Genomic DNA, 15770 nt, shown 5'->3' on the forward strand with positions numbered 1-15770 from the left:
AGATGCCGCTGGCCCAGACTGGCCGTCGCCGCATTCCCTTGGCTAGACCAACACAGGCCAGCCGCAGCCCAAAAATCTCTCTTTGCCGGGTGTTTAGCGGGGCTGAGAGAATAATCCTGCTGGTTTAGGTTCTCTGGGGAGCCAGGGGCCACTAGACTAGTGGCAGTCGTTTAGCTGAGATGCAGTCGTTGACCGATGCGCAAACTACACCAATTCCCCTCGCAGTAGACCGCAGAGAGCTGCAAGAGCTGGTGCGATCGCAGCTACAGGTACTGCTGGAGCAGGGCAATTTGCCAGGGGCCAAAGCGCTGCTGGTGCCGGTGCAGCCTGCCGATATTGCCGAGGCGATCGAAGACCTGCCCGAGGCCATGCAGGCGATCGCCTTTCGGCTGCTGGGCAAGGGCGAGGCGATCGAGGTCTACGAAAACCTCGACACCAGCATTCAGCAGGCCCTGATCGAAGACTTCAAGCGCCAGGATGTGCTCGACATCGTCGACAAAATGTCGCCCGACGACCGGGCCAGGCTGTTTGACGAGCTGCCCGCCAAATTTGTGCGCAGCCTGCTCTCCCAGCTCAGCCCCCAAGAGCGCGAGGCCACGGCCCAGCTGCTCGGCTACGAGGCCGGTACCGCCGGACGCATCATGACCCCGGAGTACGTCGCCCTCAAAGAAGGCTGGACCGTGCTGCGCGCCCTCGACTACATTCGCAGTCGCGCCTTCGTCAGCGAAACCATTTACTACCTGTTTGTCACCGACGCCGCCCGCCGCATGACCGGCATTCTCTCGCTGCGGCACCTGGTCACGGGCCAGCCCGAGCAAACCATCGGCGACCTGATGACCCGCGACGTGATCTCGGTGCGCACCGACACCGACCAGGAAGAAGTGGCTCGCCTGGTGCAGCGCTACGACTTTTTGGCGGTGCCTGTGGTCGATACCGAAGACCGTCTGGTCGGCATCATCACCGTCGACGACCTGATCGACGTGCTAGAGGCTGAAACCACCGAAGACATCTACACCCTGGGCGGCGTGCAGAGCGGCGGCGACAGCTACTTTCAAGCCAACCTGTTTGATGTAGCCCGCAAGCGAGTGGTGTGGCTCTCCATTTTGCTGGTCACCAACACCGCCACCACCGCCGTCATTCGCAGCCAGCAGGATATTTTGCAGCAGGTGGTGGCCCTGGCGGCGTTTATTCCGCTGCTGATTGGCAGCGGCGGCAACGTGGGGGCGCAGTCGTCTACAGTGGTAATTCGCGGTCTCAACACCCAGGAAATTAGCTCTAAGCAAGCCCTTTCGGTCATTCGACGAGAGGCGATCGCGGGGGCCGTGCTGGGCCTCATGCTGGGGGCCGTAGTCACGGCCTGGGCCTACTTGCTCCAGGGCAACCTGCCGATCGCCATTACTGTGGGCATTAGCCTGGTCGCCATCTCCATTTTGGCCTCCACGGCTGGCGGCACCCTGCCCCTGCTGTTTGATGCCCTGAAGTTTGACCCGGCCCTGATGTCGGCCCCGTTTATCACCACCATTGTCGACGTGCTGGGGGTGCTGCTCTATCTCACCCTGGCCCGGCACATGCTGGGGCTGGCCTAACCGGCGAAATGGGCATGGACGGCCCGCCCTGGCACCTCGCTCCCTGCCTCGTTTTGTTAGCCTTGCTACCTATTTGTCTTAGGATAGAAGCACAGTGGCTGGTTCCTGGTTCACAATCTGATCACGAGGCTGTACTTTTTGCCCGCTTCCCTATACAAATGTTTACAATACTCGTGTGAGGTTGTTGCGGTTTAGGCCGCCTGGCTGCCCATACTCAAATGTCAACTTTTAATTAACTCAAGACTAAAATTCAAGCCCAAGCTTACTCAAAAAGCTCAGCCACCGTTCTACGTTTGTAGCCTCAGCCATCCCTAGACACTATTTTGGGATTATGGATTTAAACGGTTCGCCTACTCTGAACAACCCATCGCGCTCAAATCCCGACCACCCTGAGCCCTCCGTGCTGCAAAAGATCAAGCAAGACCTCAAGAACGATCTGATCGCCGGGCTGCTGGTGGTTATTCCGCTGGCCACGACCATTTGGCTGACCATTACGATTTCGGCCTGGGTGGTACGTCTGCTGACCCGCTTTCCCCGGCAGCTAACCCCCTTTGATGGTCTCAACCCCGTTCTGCTCAACTTTATTAACCTGCTGATTGGCCTGTCGGTGCCGCTGCTGGCGATCTTAATTATTGGTTTGATGGCGCGCAACATTGCCGGGCGCTGGCTGCTGGATGTGGGCGAAAAGGTGGTGCAGTCGATTCCGCTGGCGGGGTCGGTGTACAAAACCCTGCAACAGCTTCTGCAAACGGTCTTTCAAGACTCCAGCACTCGCTTTCGCCGCGTGGTGCTGGTGGAGTACCCCCGCAAGGGCGTTTGGGCGATCGCCTTTGTGACTGGTGCCATGACCGCCGCCGCCGCGCCCAACCCCTCCAACATGCTGAGCGTGTTTGTGCCCACCACCCCCAACCCCACCAGCGGCTGGTACGCCATCGTGCCCGAAACCGACGTGGTGAACCTGGCTATTTCCATTGAGGACGCGTTTAAGGTGCTGCTCTCGGGCGGCATTGTTGGCCCTAACCTGGCCTCGGCTGTGCCCGCCGATCGCACCATGGCTTTGGTCAACGAAGGCGATGCGCCCATTTCTCTAGGCCAGGGCGACGCCGAAATGGCCCCCGAAAGGGCTACCTATCCGCAGCAACTTTCCGTCTTGCCGATGGAAGAAGATTGCTAAGATATAGCCTGGCTCTAGCCTGCTCGCCCCCGGCTGCGCCCAAATGGCCGCTGGGGCAGCGCTGTCTGGGCAAATATTCTACACCGCCGCTTCTGGGAGACAATGACTATGCAAGCCCGCCGTATGGCCCGCGAGTTGGCCCTGCTGGGCCTCAGCCAGCTTCCTGAACAGCCTGGCAAACTGGCTATGCAAGACTTTGAGAAGCTGCTGCTGGCCGCCATTCAAACCCTGACCACCGAGGCTAAAGACGCTCTCGAAACTGCCTCCGATGAGCTCAAGCGGGGCAACCAGCACCTGGTCGATAGCGGCACTCGGGCCAGCGATGTCGAAAAAGGGCGGGCCATGGTCGAAGCCGCGATCGACCTCACCCAGAACGCCATCAACCGCCTGGCCCATGCGGTCGAGCTGCCTGAGTTTATCCGCCTCAGCAACCAGTCTGAAATTGAAGCCTTTGCCCTGGAGCTAATCAGTAACACTGCCAAGCACCAGGCCCAGGTCGATACTATTCTCGACGAAGCGATGGTCGCCTGGAACCTCAAGCGCCTGGCCCGCATCGATCGCGACATTTTGCGCCTGGCCGTGGTCGAAATGAACTACCTGGGCACCCCCGACCGGGTCGCCATCAACGAAGCGGTAGAGCTGGCCAAGCGCTACAGCGACGAAGACGGCTACCGCTTTATCAACGGCGTGCTGCGCCGGGTGGTAACCCGTGGAGAGGCAGAGTCAGGTGTCGAGGAGAGTGGGGCGACGGTGGATGGCTCGGTGGTGTAGGTGAGTAGGTGGGTGGATGGGTAGATGGGTAAATGGGTGACGGTCCCTGAGCGAAGTCGTTCGCGCTAGCGTCTCCCGTAGGGAGAAAGGGAGCGGAGTCGTTCGCGTTAGCGTCTCCCGTAGGGAGAAAGGGAGCGAAGTCGAAGGGAGCGAAGTCGAAGGACGTGAACGGGTGGGTAAGCCCGAGGCTTCTGGTGTGGATTGGCGAACCTAGCTAGGCCCTCAGGACGATACTATTAAAAACAGTAACGACATCCGCAAGGTAGCTCTGATATGTCTGGGTTCAACTGGTTTCAGCGCAGTTTCGACAAGTCTAAAAGCGCCGAGGCCGACGCTAAAGCCACTGATGAAGCCAAGGCCGCTGAAGCCAAAGCGCCTGAACCCGCAAAAGAGCCCAGTACCGCTAGCCCGCAGCTCTCGTCAGAGGACTACCTGAAGTGGGCCAAGGCGGCCTACCAAAACATTCAAAAGCAGCAGAGCGAAGCAAAGCCCGAGGAACCGCCTGAAGAGCAGCCAGAGCAGCGATCGCCCGAGCCTGAGACAGCCGCTGAGGCTGAGGACACGGCTGCTGCCCAGACGGTAGAACCTGAGGTGGCGGCAGCGATAGATGAGGCTGAGGCCGAAGCCGCTGAACCAGTAGCCCCCGAACCAGTAGCCGCTGAAGAGGCGATCGCAGCCTCAGCCCCCGCAGTCTCGCCTGAGGCCGAAGCCCCTGCCACAGAACCTGTGGCGGCTGAAACCGTGGCGGCTGAGCCTGTAGCGCCTGAAACCCAAGCGCCTGAAACCCAAGCGCCCGAAACTAGAGCAGACAAGGTAGCAGCGCCCGCTGCCGAAACGACTGAGCCAGAACCCGCCGCCCCTCGCCCCTTTTGGGCTCAGGCCGAAGCAGAACGTCAGCAGCGCCTGGCCCAGCTCGAAGCGACCGCGATTGCAGAGCCAGAACCCGAACCCGTCGCCGTCGCGGCTGCTCCACCGGCCCCCGTCCTCCCCGATATCGACCTCGATGAGGCCTTTTTATGGTCGGCAGAGGTGCTGGCGGCCCAGGGGCGACGACCCGACGATGTTTCGGCAGAAGAAATTACCTGGCTCAACAAGCTGCGCCAGGGGCTCAACAAAACTCGCCTCAGCCTGGTCAACCAGCTCAAGGCCATCGTCGGTCAGGGGCCGCTCAACGACGATGCGGTAATGGAAATTGAGGCGCTGCTGCTGCAGGCCGATGTCGGTGTCGCCGCCACCGATAAGGTGATTGCAGCCCTGCAGGAGCGGATGCGCCAGGAGGTGCTGCCGCCCGACCAGGCGATCGCCTATCTGAAATCCATTCTGCGCGACATGCTCGACGCCCCCCTGGGCAACACCCACAACCTCACCTTCACCCCCGAAAAAGGCAGCTTTAACATTTGGCTGATGACTGGGGTCAACGGGGCGGGCAAAACGACCACCATCGGCAAGCTGGCCCACATTGCCAAAAAATCGGGCTACAACACGCTGATTGCTGCCGCCGACACCTTCCGGGCCGCTGCCGTAGAGCAGGTCAAAACCTGGGGGGCTCGCAGCGATGTCGACGTCATCGCCAACCCAGGGCAGAATACCGACCCGGCGGCGGTGGTCTACGACGCGATCGCCGCTTCCCAGTCTCGCCACATCGAGCTGCTGCTGGTCGACACCGCCGGTCGTCTGCAAAACAAAAAGAATCTGATGGACGAGCTGGCCAAGATTCGCCGCATTGTCGATAAAAAAGCCCCCGATGCCCAGATCGAGGCCCTGCTCGTGCTCGACGCCACCCTGGGTCAAAACGGTCTGCGCCAGGCCGAAGTCTTTGCCGAAGCCGCCAACCTCAGCGGCGTGGTGCTGACTAAACTCGACGGCACCGCCAAAGGCGGCGTGGCCCTGGCCGTAGTTGAGCAGCTCGGCCTGCCGATTCGATTCATCGGCGCTGGCGAGGGCATCGAAGACCTGCGGCCCTTCTCCAGCTACGAGTTTGTCGAAGCGCTGCTGAGCGGTTGAGCGGTTGACCGCTGCTGAAAACATTCTGTAGTCACTCGATTGTGGCCCCATCGCTGTGCGGTAGCTAAAAGGCTTTTGCGCAGGGACAACGCGCGATTTATAGAGAATCGGCTGCCATGATAGGCTGACGATTATTACAATAGGTAAACAAAGGGCACTGCCCCGCCTGCCGCTTTAATTACCCTTGACTGCAACGTTAAGGGGCATTTGTGCTTGCAATTTCCCCTTTTTCCTGTAGCGCGTCCTATGGCTTTCTCTTCGATTACCCGTGCTCTGCAACGCTCTCCCCTCACGGGCGAACTGCTGGGTAAGCTCGACCAGCAGGGCAGGCTGGTGCTCAATGGGGTCGCTCGATTGCCCAAAGGCCTCGTCTCCTCGGCGCTGGCCCAGGCTCAGAATCGGCCTTTGCTGGTGATTACCGCCACCCTCGAAGAAGCCGGGCGCTGGGCCACTCAGCTCGAAGCGATGGGCTGGGATACAGTCCACTTCTACCCCACCTCTGAGGCATCGCCCTACGACCCCTTTGATCAGGAGTCAGAGATGACCTGGGGCCAGCTTCAGGTGCTGGCCGAGCTGCTGGCGCTGAAAGGAGAAGACTCGGCAACGCGCAAACTGGCGGTGGTTGCGACGGAGCGAGCCCTGCAGCCTCACCTGCCGCCCGTTTCGGCCCTGGAGCCCTACTGCCTGCGGCTGGAGCTAAAGCAGGAGATTAACTTTAAGGAACTGGGGCAGCGGTTGGCCACCCTCGGCTACGAGCGAGTCACGGTGGTCGAAACCGAGGGCCAGTGGGCGCAGCGGGGCGACATTATCGATGTGTACCCGGTAGCGTCGGAACTGCCTGTACGCCTGGAGCTGTTTGGCGACGAGCTAGAACGGCTGCGCGAGTTTGACCCAGCTACCCAGCGATCGCTCGATGCGATCGATCACCTGGTGCTTACCCCCACCCAGTACGGCCCGGTGATTATTGAGCACCTGCGCGACCAGGGCAAGCTGGAGGGACTGCTGCCGGTCGCCGCCCAGGAAGGGCTGGAAAGCGGCATTCTCCCTGAGGGAACCCGCCGCTGGCTGGGGCTCGCCTTTGCTCAACCCGCTTCCCTGCTAGACTACCTGCCGGAAACCAGCCTGGTTGCGGTAGACGAGGTTGACCAGTGCCAGGCCCACAGCGATCGCTGGCTAGAGCACGTTGAAGACCACTGGCAGGAGGTCAGGAGTGGGGCGTGGGGAGGTGAGGAAGATGAGGCGGCTGGGGAAGATGACGAGCAAGACCCATCCACCCATCCACCCATCCACCCATCCACCCATTCCCTTCCCAAGATCCACCGCTCCTTCACCGATGCCCTCAGCGACGCTGAGGTATTCCCGCGCATTGACCTCTCAGAAATTGCCGAGACCAACAATGGCCTGAACCTGGCCAGCCGCCCGGTGCAGGCGATTCCGCACCAGTTTGGCAAGCTGGCGGAGACAATACGCAGCGAAACCAAGCGCAAGTATGCCGTCTGGCTGGCCTCGGCCCAGCCTTCTCGCTCGGTGGCGCTGCTGCAGGAGCACGACTGCCCGGCCCAGTTTATCCCCAACCCCAGGGATTTTAATGCGATCGACAAGCTGCACGCCCAGCACGTGCCGGTGGCGGTGAAGTACTCGGGTCTGGCAGAGCTGGAGGGCTTTGTGCTGCCCACCTTCCGCATTGCGGTGGTCACCGATCGCGAGTTTTTTGGTCAGCACACCCTGGCCACGGGCGGCTATGTGCGCAAGCGGCGACGGGCCGCCTCCAAACAGGTTGACCCCAACAAAATGAAGCCGGGGGACTTTGTCGTCCATCGCAGCCACGGCATCGGCAAATTCATCAAGCTGGAAAGCCTGGTGCTCAACCACGAGACCCGCGACTACCTGGTGATTCAGTACGCCGACGGGCTGCTGCGGGTGGCCGCCGACCAGGTGGGGTCGCTGTCGCGGTACCGGGCCGCCAGCGGCCAGGCCCCGGTGCTCAACAAAATGACCAGCACCGCCTGGGAAAAAACCAAGGGCCGGGCCAAAAAAGCGATTCAAAAAGTCGCGGTCGACCTACTCAAGCTCTACGCCCAGCGGGCCAAAATGGAGGGCTACGCCTACCCCCCCGACATGCCCTGGCAGCAGGAGCTGGAGGATTCTTTCCCCTACCAGGCTACCCCCGACCAGCTCAAGGCCGTGCAGGACGTGAAGCGCGACATGGAGAGCGATCGCCCCATGGATCGCCTGGTCTGCGGCGATGTGGGCTTTGGCAAAACCGAGGTGGCGCTGCGGGCCATCTTCAAAGCCGTCACCGCCGGACAGCAGGTGGCGCTGCTGGCTCCCACCACCATTCTCACCCAGCAGCACTACCACACCCTCAAAGAGCGCTTCGCCCCCTACCCGATTCAGGTGGGGCTGCTCAACCGCTTCCGCACCCAAAACGAGAAAAAAGAGATCTTGCAGCGGCTAAAAACCGGCGAACTCGACGTGGTAGTCGGCACCCACCAGCTGCTTGGCAAAGGCGTATCTTTCAAAAGCCTGGGCCTGCTGGTGGTCGATGAAGAACAGCGCTTTGGCGTCAACCAAAAAGAGCGAATCAAATCGCTCAAAACCCAGGTGGATGTGCTCACCCTCAGCGCCACCCCGATTCCGCGCACCCTCTATATGGCCCTGTCTGGCGTGCGCGAGATGAGCCTGATCACCACGCCGCCACCTTCGCGCCGCCCGATCAAAACCCACCTGTCGCCCATGGACCCCGAAGCCATTCGCACCGCCATTCGGCAAGAGCTGGATCGCGGTGGTCAAGTGTTCTACGTGGTGCCGCGCATTGAGGGCATTGAGGAGGTTTCCGCCAAAATTCGCGAGATGGTGCCGATGGCTAGAATTGCGATCGCCCACGGCCAGATGGACGAAGGCGAACTTGAATCGACCATGCTCACCTTCAGCAACGGCGAGGCCGAAGTGCTGCTCTGCACCACCATCATTGAGTCAGGGCTAGATATCCCCCGCGTCAACACCATTTTGATCGAAGATGCCCACCGCTTTGGCCTGTCGCAGCTTTACCAGCTTCGGGGCCGGGTAGGACGAGCGGGCATTCAGGCCCACGCCTGGCTGTTTTACCCCAAAAAATCGCTCACCGACAAAGCCCGCCAGCGCCTGCGCGCCATCCAGGAATTCACTCAGCTCGGCTCTGGCTACCAACTGGCCATGCGCGATATGGAGATTCGCGGCGTCGGCAACTTACTGGGGGCCGAGCAGTCGGGCCAGATGGATGCGATCGGCTTCGACCTCTACATGGACATGCTGGAAGAAGAGATCGCTGAGATTCGCGGCCAGGACATTCCCAAAGTCGAAGACACCCAGGTCGATCTCAACGTCACCGCCTTTGTGCCCAACGACTACATCCCCGATCTGGAGCAGAAGATGGCGGCCTACCGCTCCCTGGCCTCGGCCAGCAGCAAGGTAGAACTGGTGCAGATTGCGGCAGATTTGAGCGATCGCTACGGCCCCATCCCCCACGCCACCGAGCAGCTGGTGCGCATGCTAGAGCTGAAGCTGGTCGCTAAAACGGCAGGCTTCTCGCGCATCAAGCCCGAGGGCAAGCAGCACGTGGTGCTAGAAACCCCGATGGAAGAACCCGCCTGGAAGAAGATCAGCGAAAAGCTGCCCAGCCACCTGAAGTCGCGCTTTGTCTACAGCGGCGGCAAGGTCGTAGTGCGCGGGCTGGGCGTGCTAAAGCCCGAAAAGCAGCTAGAGAGCCTGACCGAATGGCTGGGGTATTTGCAGGGGGTAGTACCAGAGCCACTGGCTAGCTAAACTAAAGGGCTAACTTCATGAGATTCGAATGGGATCCAGCCAAAGCCGATAGCAATCTCAGGAAGCATGGTGTTAGCTTTGAAGAAGCTCAAGCTGTCTTTGCCAACTCTCTAGCCGTCATCTTTGAGGATCCAGTTCACTCAGTGGATGAGCAGCGTGAGATTATCATTGGCCATTCCCAGCGGAATCGACTGCTGCTAGTCTCTTTCACTGAACGACCTGGCAAGATTCGTATCATTAGTGCCCGTTTAGCCACCCGACCAGAGCGTGAGGATTATGAACGAAATGGCCTCTAACCCTATGCCAAGTTCTGAAGATGATCTGCAACCGGAATATCGCTTTGACTATCAAAAAGCGAAGCCCAACAGGTTTGCCGTCAGAAATGTAGAAAAGCTCAAAGTTGTTGTTTTAGACGACGATGTGGCCCAGGTGTTCACGACTCCTGAAGCGGTCAACAAAGCCCTTAGGGCATTTATCGAAGCAATGCCGTAGCCCCAGATTTAATGATTGAGTTGAATCAAGCCAAGTAGCTGCCAGTGCCTATGGTTTAATCACTCTGTTATTTTATGGAGAGGTGAGAATTGATGCAGAAGATCGATACCACGTCACCCCCTGCACGCGACCCAACCAAGACTGACTGGGATTTTGTTGAAGTGTGGATCGACCCTTTGCTGTCTCCGCCTTACCTTTTGTTGTTGATGGGTGAACCCTCTGGCAGTTGCCGTGTACACGACCCATCTGATGGATACAAGGTTGTGTTTAGCAGCGCTACCTACGATGAGGCTCAAACCTGGCTGCTGGAAGATGAATACGATCCAGTTGAAGGACGACTTGCTGCATCAGAATTATAGGTTTGTTCAATTCCCCATCCAGTCGTTGAGCTTCGCCTACGCCCTTGTGAAAACCTCAGCATCGCTCCCCTTGCTGAGCGGTGGAAGTCATTTATCCTCCCTTGGAACTCAACTCAAGCTAGAGCCAACTGACCTTTAGCTCCTTCTAAGCTGAAGGGAATGCCAGACCAGTGCGTTTGTAGCTGGTAGGGAATGACTCTTTGCCTGGTTTAGAGCCTAAATGGTTACCGTTTCGCAACAGCTTGCAGATAGTGCAGATTCCGAGTTGGCTTTGCCTTCGGTAATCATAGAAGAACCGGCCCAGGCGGCTAAATCGGCTGGGCTGCGCTACGTCAGCGACGATCGCCCTGGTTTTGGTCGGCGGCGGTGCGGCAAGGGGTTTACATATTTGGATCGCAAGGGCGATCGCATTTCTGACCCCAAGGTGTTAGAGCGGCTCAAGGCCATCGTCATTCCACCCGCCTGGGAGGAGGTGTGGATTTGCCCCTACCCCAACGGTCACCTGCTGGCCACCGGACGCGACGCCAAGGGCCGCAAGGTGTATCGCTACCATCCCGACTGGCGTGAGGTGCGCAATAAGACCAAGTTTGACCGCCTGATTCCTTTTGGCTACGCCCGCCCGCTAATTCGCGAAGTGACTGATCGCCACCTGCGCCAGCGCAATTTAACCCGCGAAAAGCTGCTGGCGATCGTGGTGCGGCTGCTCGAGGCCACCGTGATTCGCATTGGCAATGACGAGTACCGCGAGCAAAACCAGTCCTTTGGGCTGACCACCCTGCAGCAGGAGCATGTGGAGGTGGGGTCGAGCACAATCAGCTTTCACTTTATTGGCAAAAGCGGGGTAGAGCACGAGATTGAGCTGAGCGATCGCCGCCTGGCCCGAGCGATCAAGCGCTGCCAGGAACTCCCCGGTCAGCAGCTATTTCAGTATGTCGATGAGGATGGCGATCGCCGCGCCATTGACTCTGCCGATGTCAACGAGTATCTGCAAACCATCACTGGCGAAGACTTTACCTCGAAAGACTTTCGCACCTGGGCTGGCACCGCCTGCACCGCCGAAATTCTCAATGAGCTGGGGGAACCAACCTCGGCGACCAATGCCCAGGCCAATATTCGCGAAGCGATTAAAGGGGCGGCCCAGCACCTGGGCAATCGGGTGGCCACCTGCCGCAAGTTTTATGTGCATCCCACCGTGATTAAGGCCTACGAAGACGGCTGGCTGCTGGAGGTCTGGCGCGAGGCGGCCCAGGCCCCCAGCGAGTTTGACCTCACCACCGAAGAAAAAGCCCTAATCGCGGTTCTAAGTCATCCCCAACAGCCGTAGGTCAGCGATGGATGGGTCTCAGTCGCCTATTTTTATTGTTGGTGCGCCGCGATCGGGCACGACTTTGCTGGCGACAATGCTGGCCAGCCACAGCCAGATTAGTTGTGGGCCAGAAACCCACTTTTTCCCGTATTTAGAGGCGAACTATCAGCACCTGGCTGCGGTGCTCAGGGATGCGAACTGGCCCATGGAGGCGACCGAGTTTGTGGGGGCGATCGCCGTTGAAGACCATCCCATTGCCGAGCTGTTTGGCGTTACGCCCCAGGCGATCTATCGCTATCTGGCCGCTCGCAAACCTTCGCTGCAAGCCCTGCTCGAAAGCCTGACCGACCAGCACTGCACAGCGTTGGGCAAGCGCCGCTGGGCCGAAAAAACGCCCAACCATATTCTGCATCTCGCCACCCTGCGGCGGCTGTACCCAACTGCAAAAGTAGTTCGCATTGTGCGTGACCCACGCGATGTGGCGCTTTCGATGGCGGCCAAGCTGCCCTGGACCAGCGATATGCCCCTGCACAGTGCTTACCTGATCGAGCGCTGGTATCGCCAGAGTAAGGGCTTTTTTGAGCGCGATCGCCAGTCCTACACCCTTCAGTACGAAACCTTAGTCGCCCAACCATCCGAGACGCTGGAAAAGCTCTGTGACTTTCTCCAGGTTCCCTTTGAACCCGCTATGCTCAATACCGCCGCCGCCGCCCGCCACACCGCCCCCGCCCACGAAACCTGGAAAAATCAAGTGGTTCAGGGGCTGGATGCATCCCGCTGTTTGGCCTGGCAGCGGCAAAGGCCCGACGCCAGCTTGAAAGCCATCAGCACCGTCTGCCAGGAGATGATTAAAGACTTCGGCTACCGCCCGCTTGAGCCTGCCTTTACGCCGATCTTGGCCCACCACATCAGCGAGCGCTTTGTGCGCGATCGCCATCAGGAAATAGATCAACTCCTGGCCCATAGCCACCTTTTAGTTCCCTGCGATCCGTTGCAACTGCCTAGAGGTGAGCAGGTAGTCTATTGCGATGTGCCCATTAACGGCCACAACTACGGCAAGAGCCTGAGAAAATTTTGGCGATTTTGTCTGACGCTGGTGGCCCTGCGGCTCAGAGGGGTGATCATCAAATTCTGCGATTTTGGCCCCCGTCCTCAAGCTGAAAAGAACTGGCTCGGCCAACTGGCAGCGCACCTGCTGAAGCGCCTGGGTTCGCCCGTAGCACTGTTGGCTATGATAGGGCAGTCCAGCTCAAGGCAATAACCACCATGGCGGCACATGCACAGATTGGCATCATCGGCGGCAGCGGCCTCTATCAAATGGAAGCCCTCACCGATATTGAAGAAATTCGCATTGACACCCCCTTTGGCGCACCCTCCGATGCCATCATTCTGGGCACGCTGGATGGCACTCGCGTTGCCTTTCTGGCTCGCCACGGGCGCGGCCACACCCTGATGCCCACCGAACTGCCCTTTCGCGCCAACATCTACGCCATGAAATCCCTTGGGGTGGAGTACCTGATCTCGGCCTCCGCCGTCGGTTCGCTCAAAGAGGCCGCCAAACCGCTAGATATGGTCGTGCCCGACCAGTTCATCGATCGCACCCGCAACCGCGTCAACACCTTCTTTGGCGAGGGGCTGGTGGCCCACATCACCTTTGGCGACCCGGTGTGCAATGCCCTGGCGGGGGTGCTAGCCGATGCGGTCGAAAGCCTGGAGTTGCCCGATGTGGGCCTGCACCGGGGCGGCACCTACGTTTGCATGGAAGGGCCAGCGTTTTCGACCAAGGCCGAGAGCGAGCTGTACCGCAGCTGGGGAGCCACCGTCATCGGCATGACCAACCTGCCCGAGGCCAAGCTAGCCCGCGAGGCCGAAATCGCCTACGCCACCCTGGCCCTGGTCACTGACTACGACTGCTGGCACCCCGACCACGACAGCGTCACTGTGGAGATGGTGATCGGCAATCTGCAAAAGAATGCCGTCAACGCCCAGCGGGTGATTCGCGAGGTGGTCAACCGCATCGCCGCCAATCCACCTGAGTCAGAGGCCCATTCGGCGCTGAAGTACGCCATCATTACGCCCCTCGACAAAGCCCCGGCAGCGACGCTCGATAAGCTCAGCCTGCTGATCAAGAAGTATCTGCCCTGATTAGAAACCTGGTTTTTTGGGAAAAACCGGGTTCTGTAGCTACGACTGGACGGCTTCGCCCACGATGCGAAAGCCCACTTCGTTGCTGCGGGTATCGGCTTTGCGGCCCGATCGAAACGCCGAGCGGCACTGCTGGGGCGGGCTTTGCCACGAGCCGCCCCGCACCACCTGCCAGGTGTCGTCAGCGGCAGGGTTGGGCTGAGCTGAGCACCATTCCAGCACGTTGCCGTGCATGTCGTAGAGGCCAAAATCGTTGGCTTTGCCAAAGGCTCCGACCGCCGTGGTGGTGCCGCGAAACTGGCCGGGAGGCTCTTGGCGGTAGGGCTGGGTGCCGTTGTAGTTGGCCAGATCGGTGGTCAGGGTTTGGCCGGTGTGGAAGGGGGTGGTGGTTTTGGCGCGGCAGGCGTATTCCCACTCGGCCTCAGTGGGCAGGCGGTAGTGCTTAAGACTGGAGCCAGAGGGATATGTTTTAGCGAACTGGTTGAGCCGATCGCAAAACTCCACCGCCTCGGCCCACGACACCTGCTCGACGGGGCGATCGCTGCCGGTAAAGTAGGCCGGGTTGGGGTTGAGATCGAGGTTGACCCTGGGCATCTGCGCCACCGCCCGCCACTGCCCCTGGGTAATCGGGTGTACGCTCATCCAAAACGAATCGACGGCAGCAATGGTTTGGGCTGGCTGGGTTGGGTCGCGGCCTGGCTCGCTGTCAGGAGCCCCCAGCACAAACTGGCCGCCTGTAATGGCGACCAGGCGCAGCATCACCGGGCCAACTGGGGTTTCTAGCTGGAGGGCCTGGTGGGAGGGGGTGGAAAATTTGACCTGCGATCGCCCCATGCCAAACTCATCAACGCTCACCGATTCATAGCTGTACAGCTCGCTCGAAGTCATAGCCCCCAGACCAGGGTCAGAATTGGCCAGCTCAGAAGACTCCGGTTCAGGAGTTCCCAGTTCAGATGCCAGGTCAGGCGATGCAATAGCCGCCTCCGCCTGCTCGAGAGCGGTTTGAATGCGGTGGGGCAGAGTCGAAAGGTCAGGCATGGGGGGAGTCCCGCCCGTTCTCAGGGTTTGAAGCGCTGGCACCCGCTGATGAATGGCCAACGCCGAGCCGCTGCCCACCAGACCCAGCCCCATCATCCGCAGCCAGCGCCGCCGCCCCATTTTAGGCACAGGGGTAGTAGCCGCAGCACTGGCGGTGGCCAGTGCTGCGGCCAGTTCGTCAATCAGGTTGGCAGGGGGGGAGGTTGGGGTGCTGGGCCAAGATCGGCCCTCCGGGGCCGTCGCCCCCAGTCGGTCTTTGACCAGCGCTGCCGATTCGGTACCCACGGCCAAGCTAGTGAATACCCCTTCGACGCGGTGAATCAGCCGGTCGAGATCGCGGTGAAAGTCGGGATCGCAGCGCACCTGAGCGCTCTGGCGGTAGGCCAGGGCCTTGAGCCCCTCGGGCAGGTCGCGTTCTTCGGGCAGGGTGGCCCCACCCACCAGCACCGGAATGACGAGGCGATCGCGCTGTAGAGCGGTTTCAATCTCAATGCGCACCCAGTCGGCCGGGTTGACTAGTTTGGGCCGACCGCGATCGTCGGTAACGCCAAGCCAGTCGGGGTCAATAATCGCCAGCAGCACCGGGCAGTGGCTCACCTCCTGCTCTAGGTGGTGGCGAAAGTTCACCCCAAAGGGAATCGAATCGACATCTTTAAATACGCTGTTTTCACCAAAGTGCGCGACCAAGCGATCGTAGATTCGTCCCGTTATGTCGATGCTCGTGCGGCGACGGTAGGAGATGAAAATAGATTTAGCACTGCTCATAGTTGTTAGCTACCGAAATGGAGATTGCACACCTGATAGCTAGGATGAGCGACGCCTGTAGAAAGATTCCCGTTCTGAAAGAGTTGTCAAACTCCTTACATAGCTAGGTCTAATATATGAATCTTTTACGATCGCTTAAGGGGTAAGACCCCTTATTTGCAGCGGCAAAAGAATGCCTCAATTGAGTTAAAGACCTATGTTTTTTCTACCCGCTGCGCTGAATCTAGGCTTAATTACTCAACCCTAGGACCGATTGAGAAGCCAGGGGAAAACAGAACAATTAAGGCAGTCTAGGAGAGTTATAGCGGTATATAGAAGGACTATGT

At 59.5% G+C, this 15770-nt stretch carries 12 protein-coding genes; 11 read left to right on the forward strand and 1 reads right to left on the reverse strand.

The window, feature by feature from the left end:
• The first annotated feature begins 179 nt into the window (after positions 1–179).
• The 11 genes from mgtE (at position 180) to ACQ4N7_RS12555 (ending at position 13641) form a co-directional block, all read left to right on the forward strand.
• Entirely contained in the window at positions 180–1586 is a 1407-nt protein-coding gene (gene mgtE / locus ACQ4N7_RS12505; protein ID WP_430711835.1) for a magnesium transporter, read from the forward strand.
• 400 nt (positions 1587–1986) lie between these two features.
• The gene (locus ACQ4N7_RS12510) at positions 1987–2760 is read left to right on the forward strand and encodes a DUF502 domain-containing protein (RefSeq protein WP_430711893.1); all 774 of its coding nucleotides are present in this window, start codon (positions 1987–1989) and stop codon (positions 2758–2760) included.
• 108 nt (positions 2761–2868) lie between these two features.
• The gene (gene nusB / locus ACQ4N7_RS12515; protein WP_430711836.1) at positions 2869–3531 is read left to right on the forward strand and encodes a transcription antitermination factor NusB; all 663 of its coding nucleotides are present in this window, start codon (positions 2869–2871) and stop codon (positions 3529–3531) included.
• 273 nt (positions 3532–3804) lie between these two features.
• Positions 3805–5535: a signal recognition particle-docking protein FtsY gene (ftsY, locus tag ACQ4N7_RS12520; protein ID WP_430711837.1), complete on the forward strand. Its 1731-nt coding sequence runs from the start codon at positions 3805–3807 to the stop codon at positions 5533–5535.
• A 246-nt stretch (positions 5536–5781) separates the two neighbouring features.
• Positions 5782–9339, forward strand: coding sequence for a transcription-repair coupling factor (mfd, locus tag ACQ4N7_RS12525; protein ID WP_430711838.1), 3558 nt, complete (start codon positions 5782–5784; stop codon positions 9337–9339).
• Positions 9340–9356: 17 nt separating this feature from the next.
• Positions 9357–9635 carry a BrnT family toxin gene (locus ACQ4N7_RS12530; protein ID WP_430711839.1) on the forward strand — a complete coding sequence of 93 codons (279 nt, stop codon included), beginning with the start codon at positions 9357–9359 and terminating at the stop codon, positions 9633–9635.
• Entirely contained in the window at positions 9616–9831 is a 216-nt protein-coding gene (locus ACQ4N7_RS12535; RefSeq protein ID WP_430711840.1) for a hypothetical protein, read from the forward strand. Before ACQ4N7_RS12530 ends, ACQ4N7_RS12535 begins: the two co-directional genes overlap by 20 nt.
• Positions 9832–9923: 92 nt before the next feature.
• The gene (locus ACQ4N7_RS12540) at positions 9924–10190 is read left to right on the forward strand and encodes a hypothetical protein (protein WP_430711841.1); all 267 of its coding nucleotides are present in this window, start codon (positions 9924–9926) and stop codon (positions 10188–10190) included.
• 271 nt (positions 10191–10461) lie between these two features.
• Complete coding sequence (locus ACQ4N7_RS12545) at positions 10462–11514, forward strand: DNA topoisomerase IB (RefSeq protein WP_430711842.1); 1053 nt, start codon at positions 10462–10464, stop codon at positions 11512–11514.
• Positions 11515–11521: 7 nt separating this feature from the next.
• Positions 11522–12757, forward strand: a complete 1236-nt coding sequence (locus tag ACQ4N7_RS12550; protein WP_430711843.1) for a sulfotransferase family protein — start codon at positions 11522–11524, stop codon at positions 12755–12757.
• Between the two features lie 5 nt (positions 12758–12762).
• On the forward strand, positions 12763–13641 hold the full coding sequence (locus ACQ4N7_RS12555) for an S-methyl-5'-thioadenosine phosphorylase (protein ID WP_430711844.1): 879 nt from the start codon (positions 12763–12765) through the stop codon (positions 13639–13641).
• Between the two features lie 39 nt (positions 13642–13680).
• Here the strand turns inward: ACQ4N7_RS12555 and ACQ4N7_RS12560 are convergent, their stop codons facing one another.
• Positions 13681–15444 carry an SUMF1/EgtB/PvdO family nonheme iron enzyme gene (locus ACQ4N7_RS12560; protein WP_430711845.1) on the reverse strand — a complete coding sequence of 588 codons (1764 nt, stop codon included), beginning with the start codon at positions 15442–15444 and terminating at the stop codon, positions 13681–13683.
• Positions 15445–15770 lie beyond the last annotated feature (326 nt).

The sequence above is a fragment of the Nodosilinea sp. AN01ver1 genome, from assembly GCF_050565655.1.
Lineage (GTDB): Bacteria > Cyanobacteriota > Cyanobacteriia > Phormidesmidales > Phormidesmidaceae > Nodosilinea.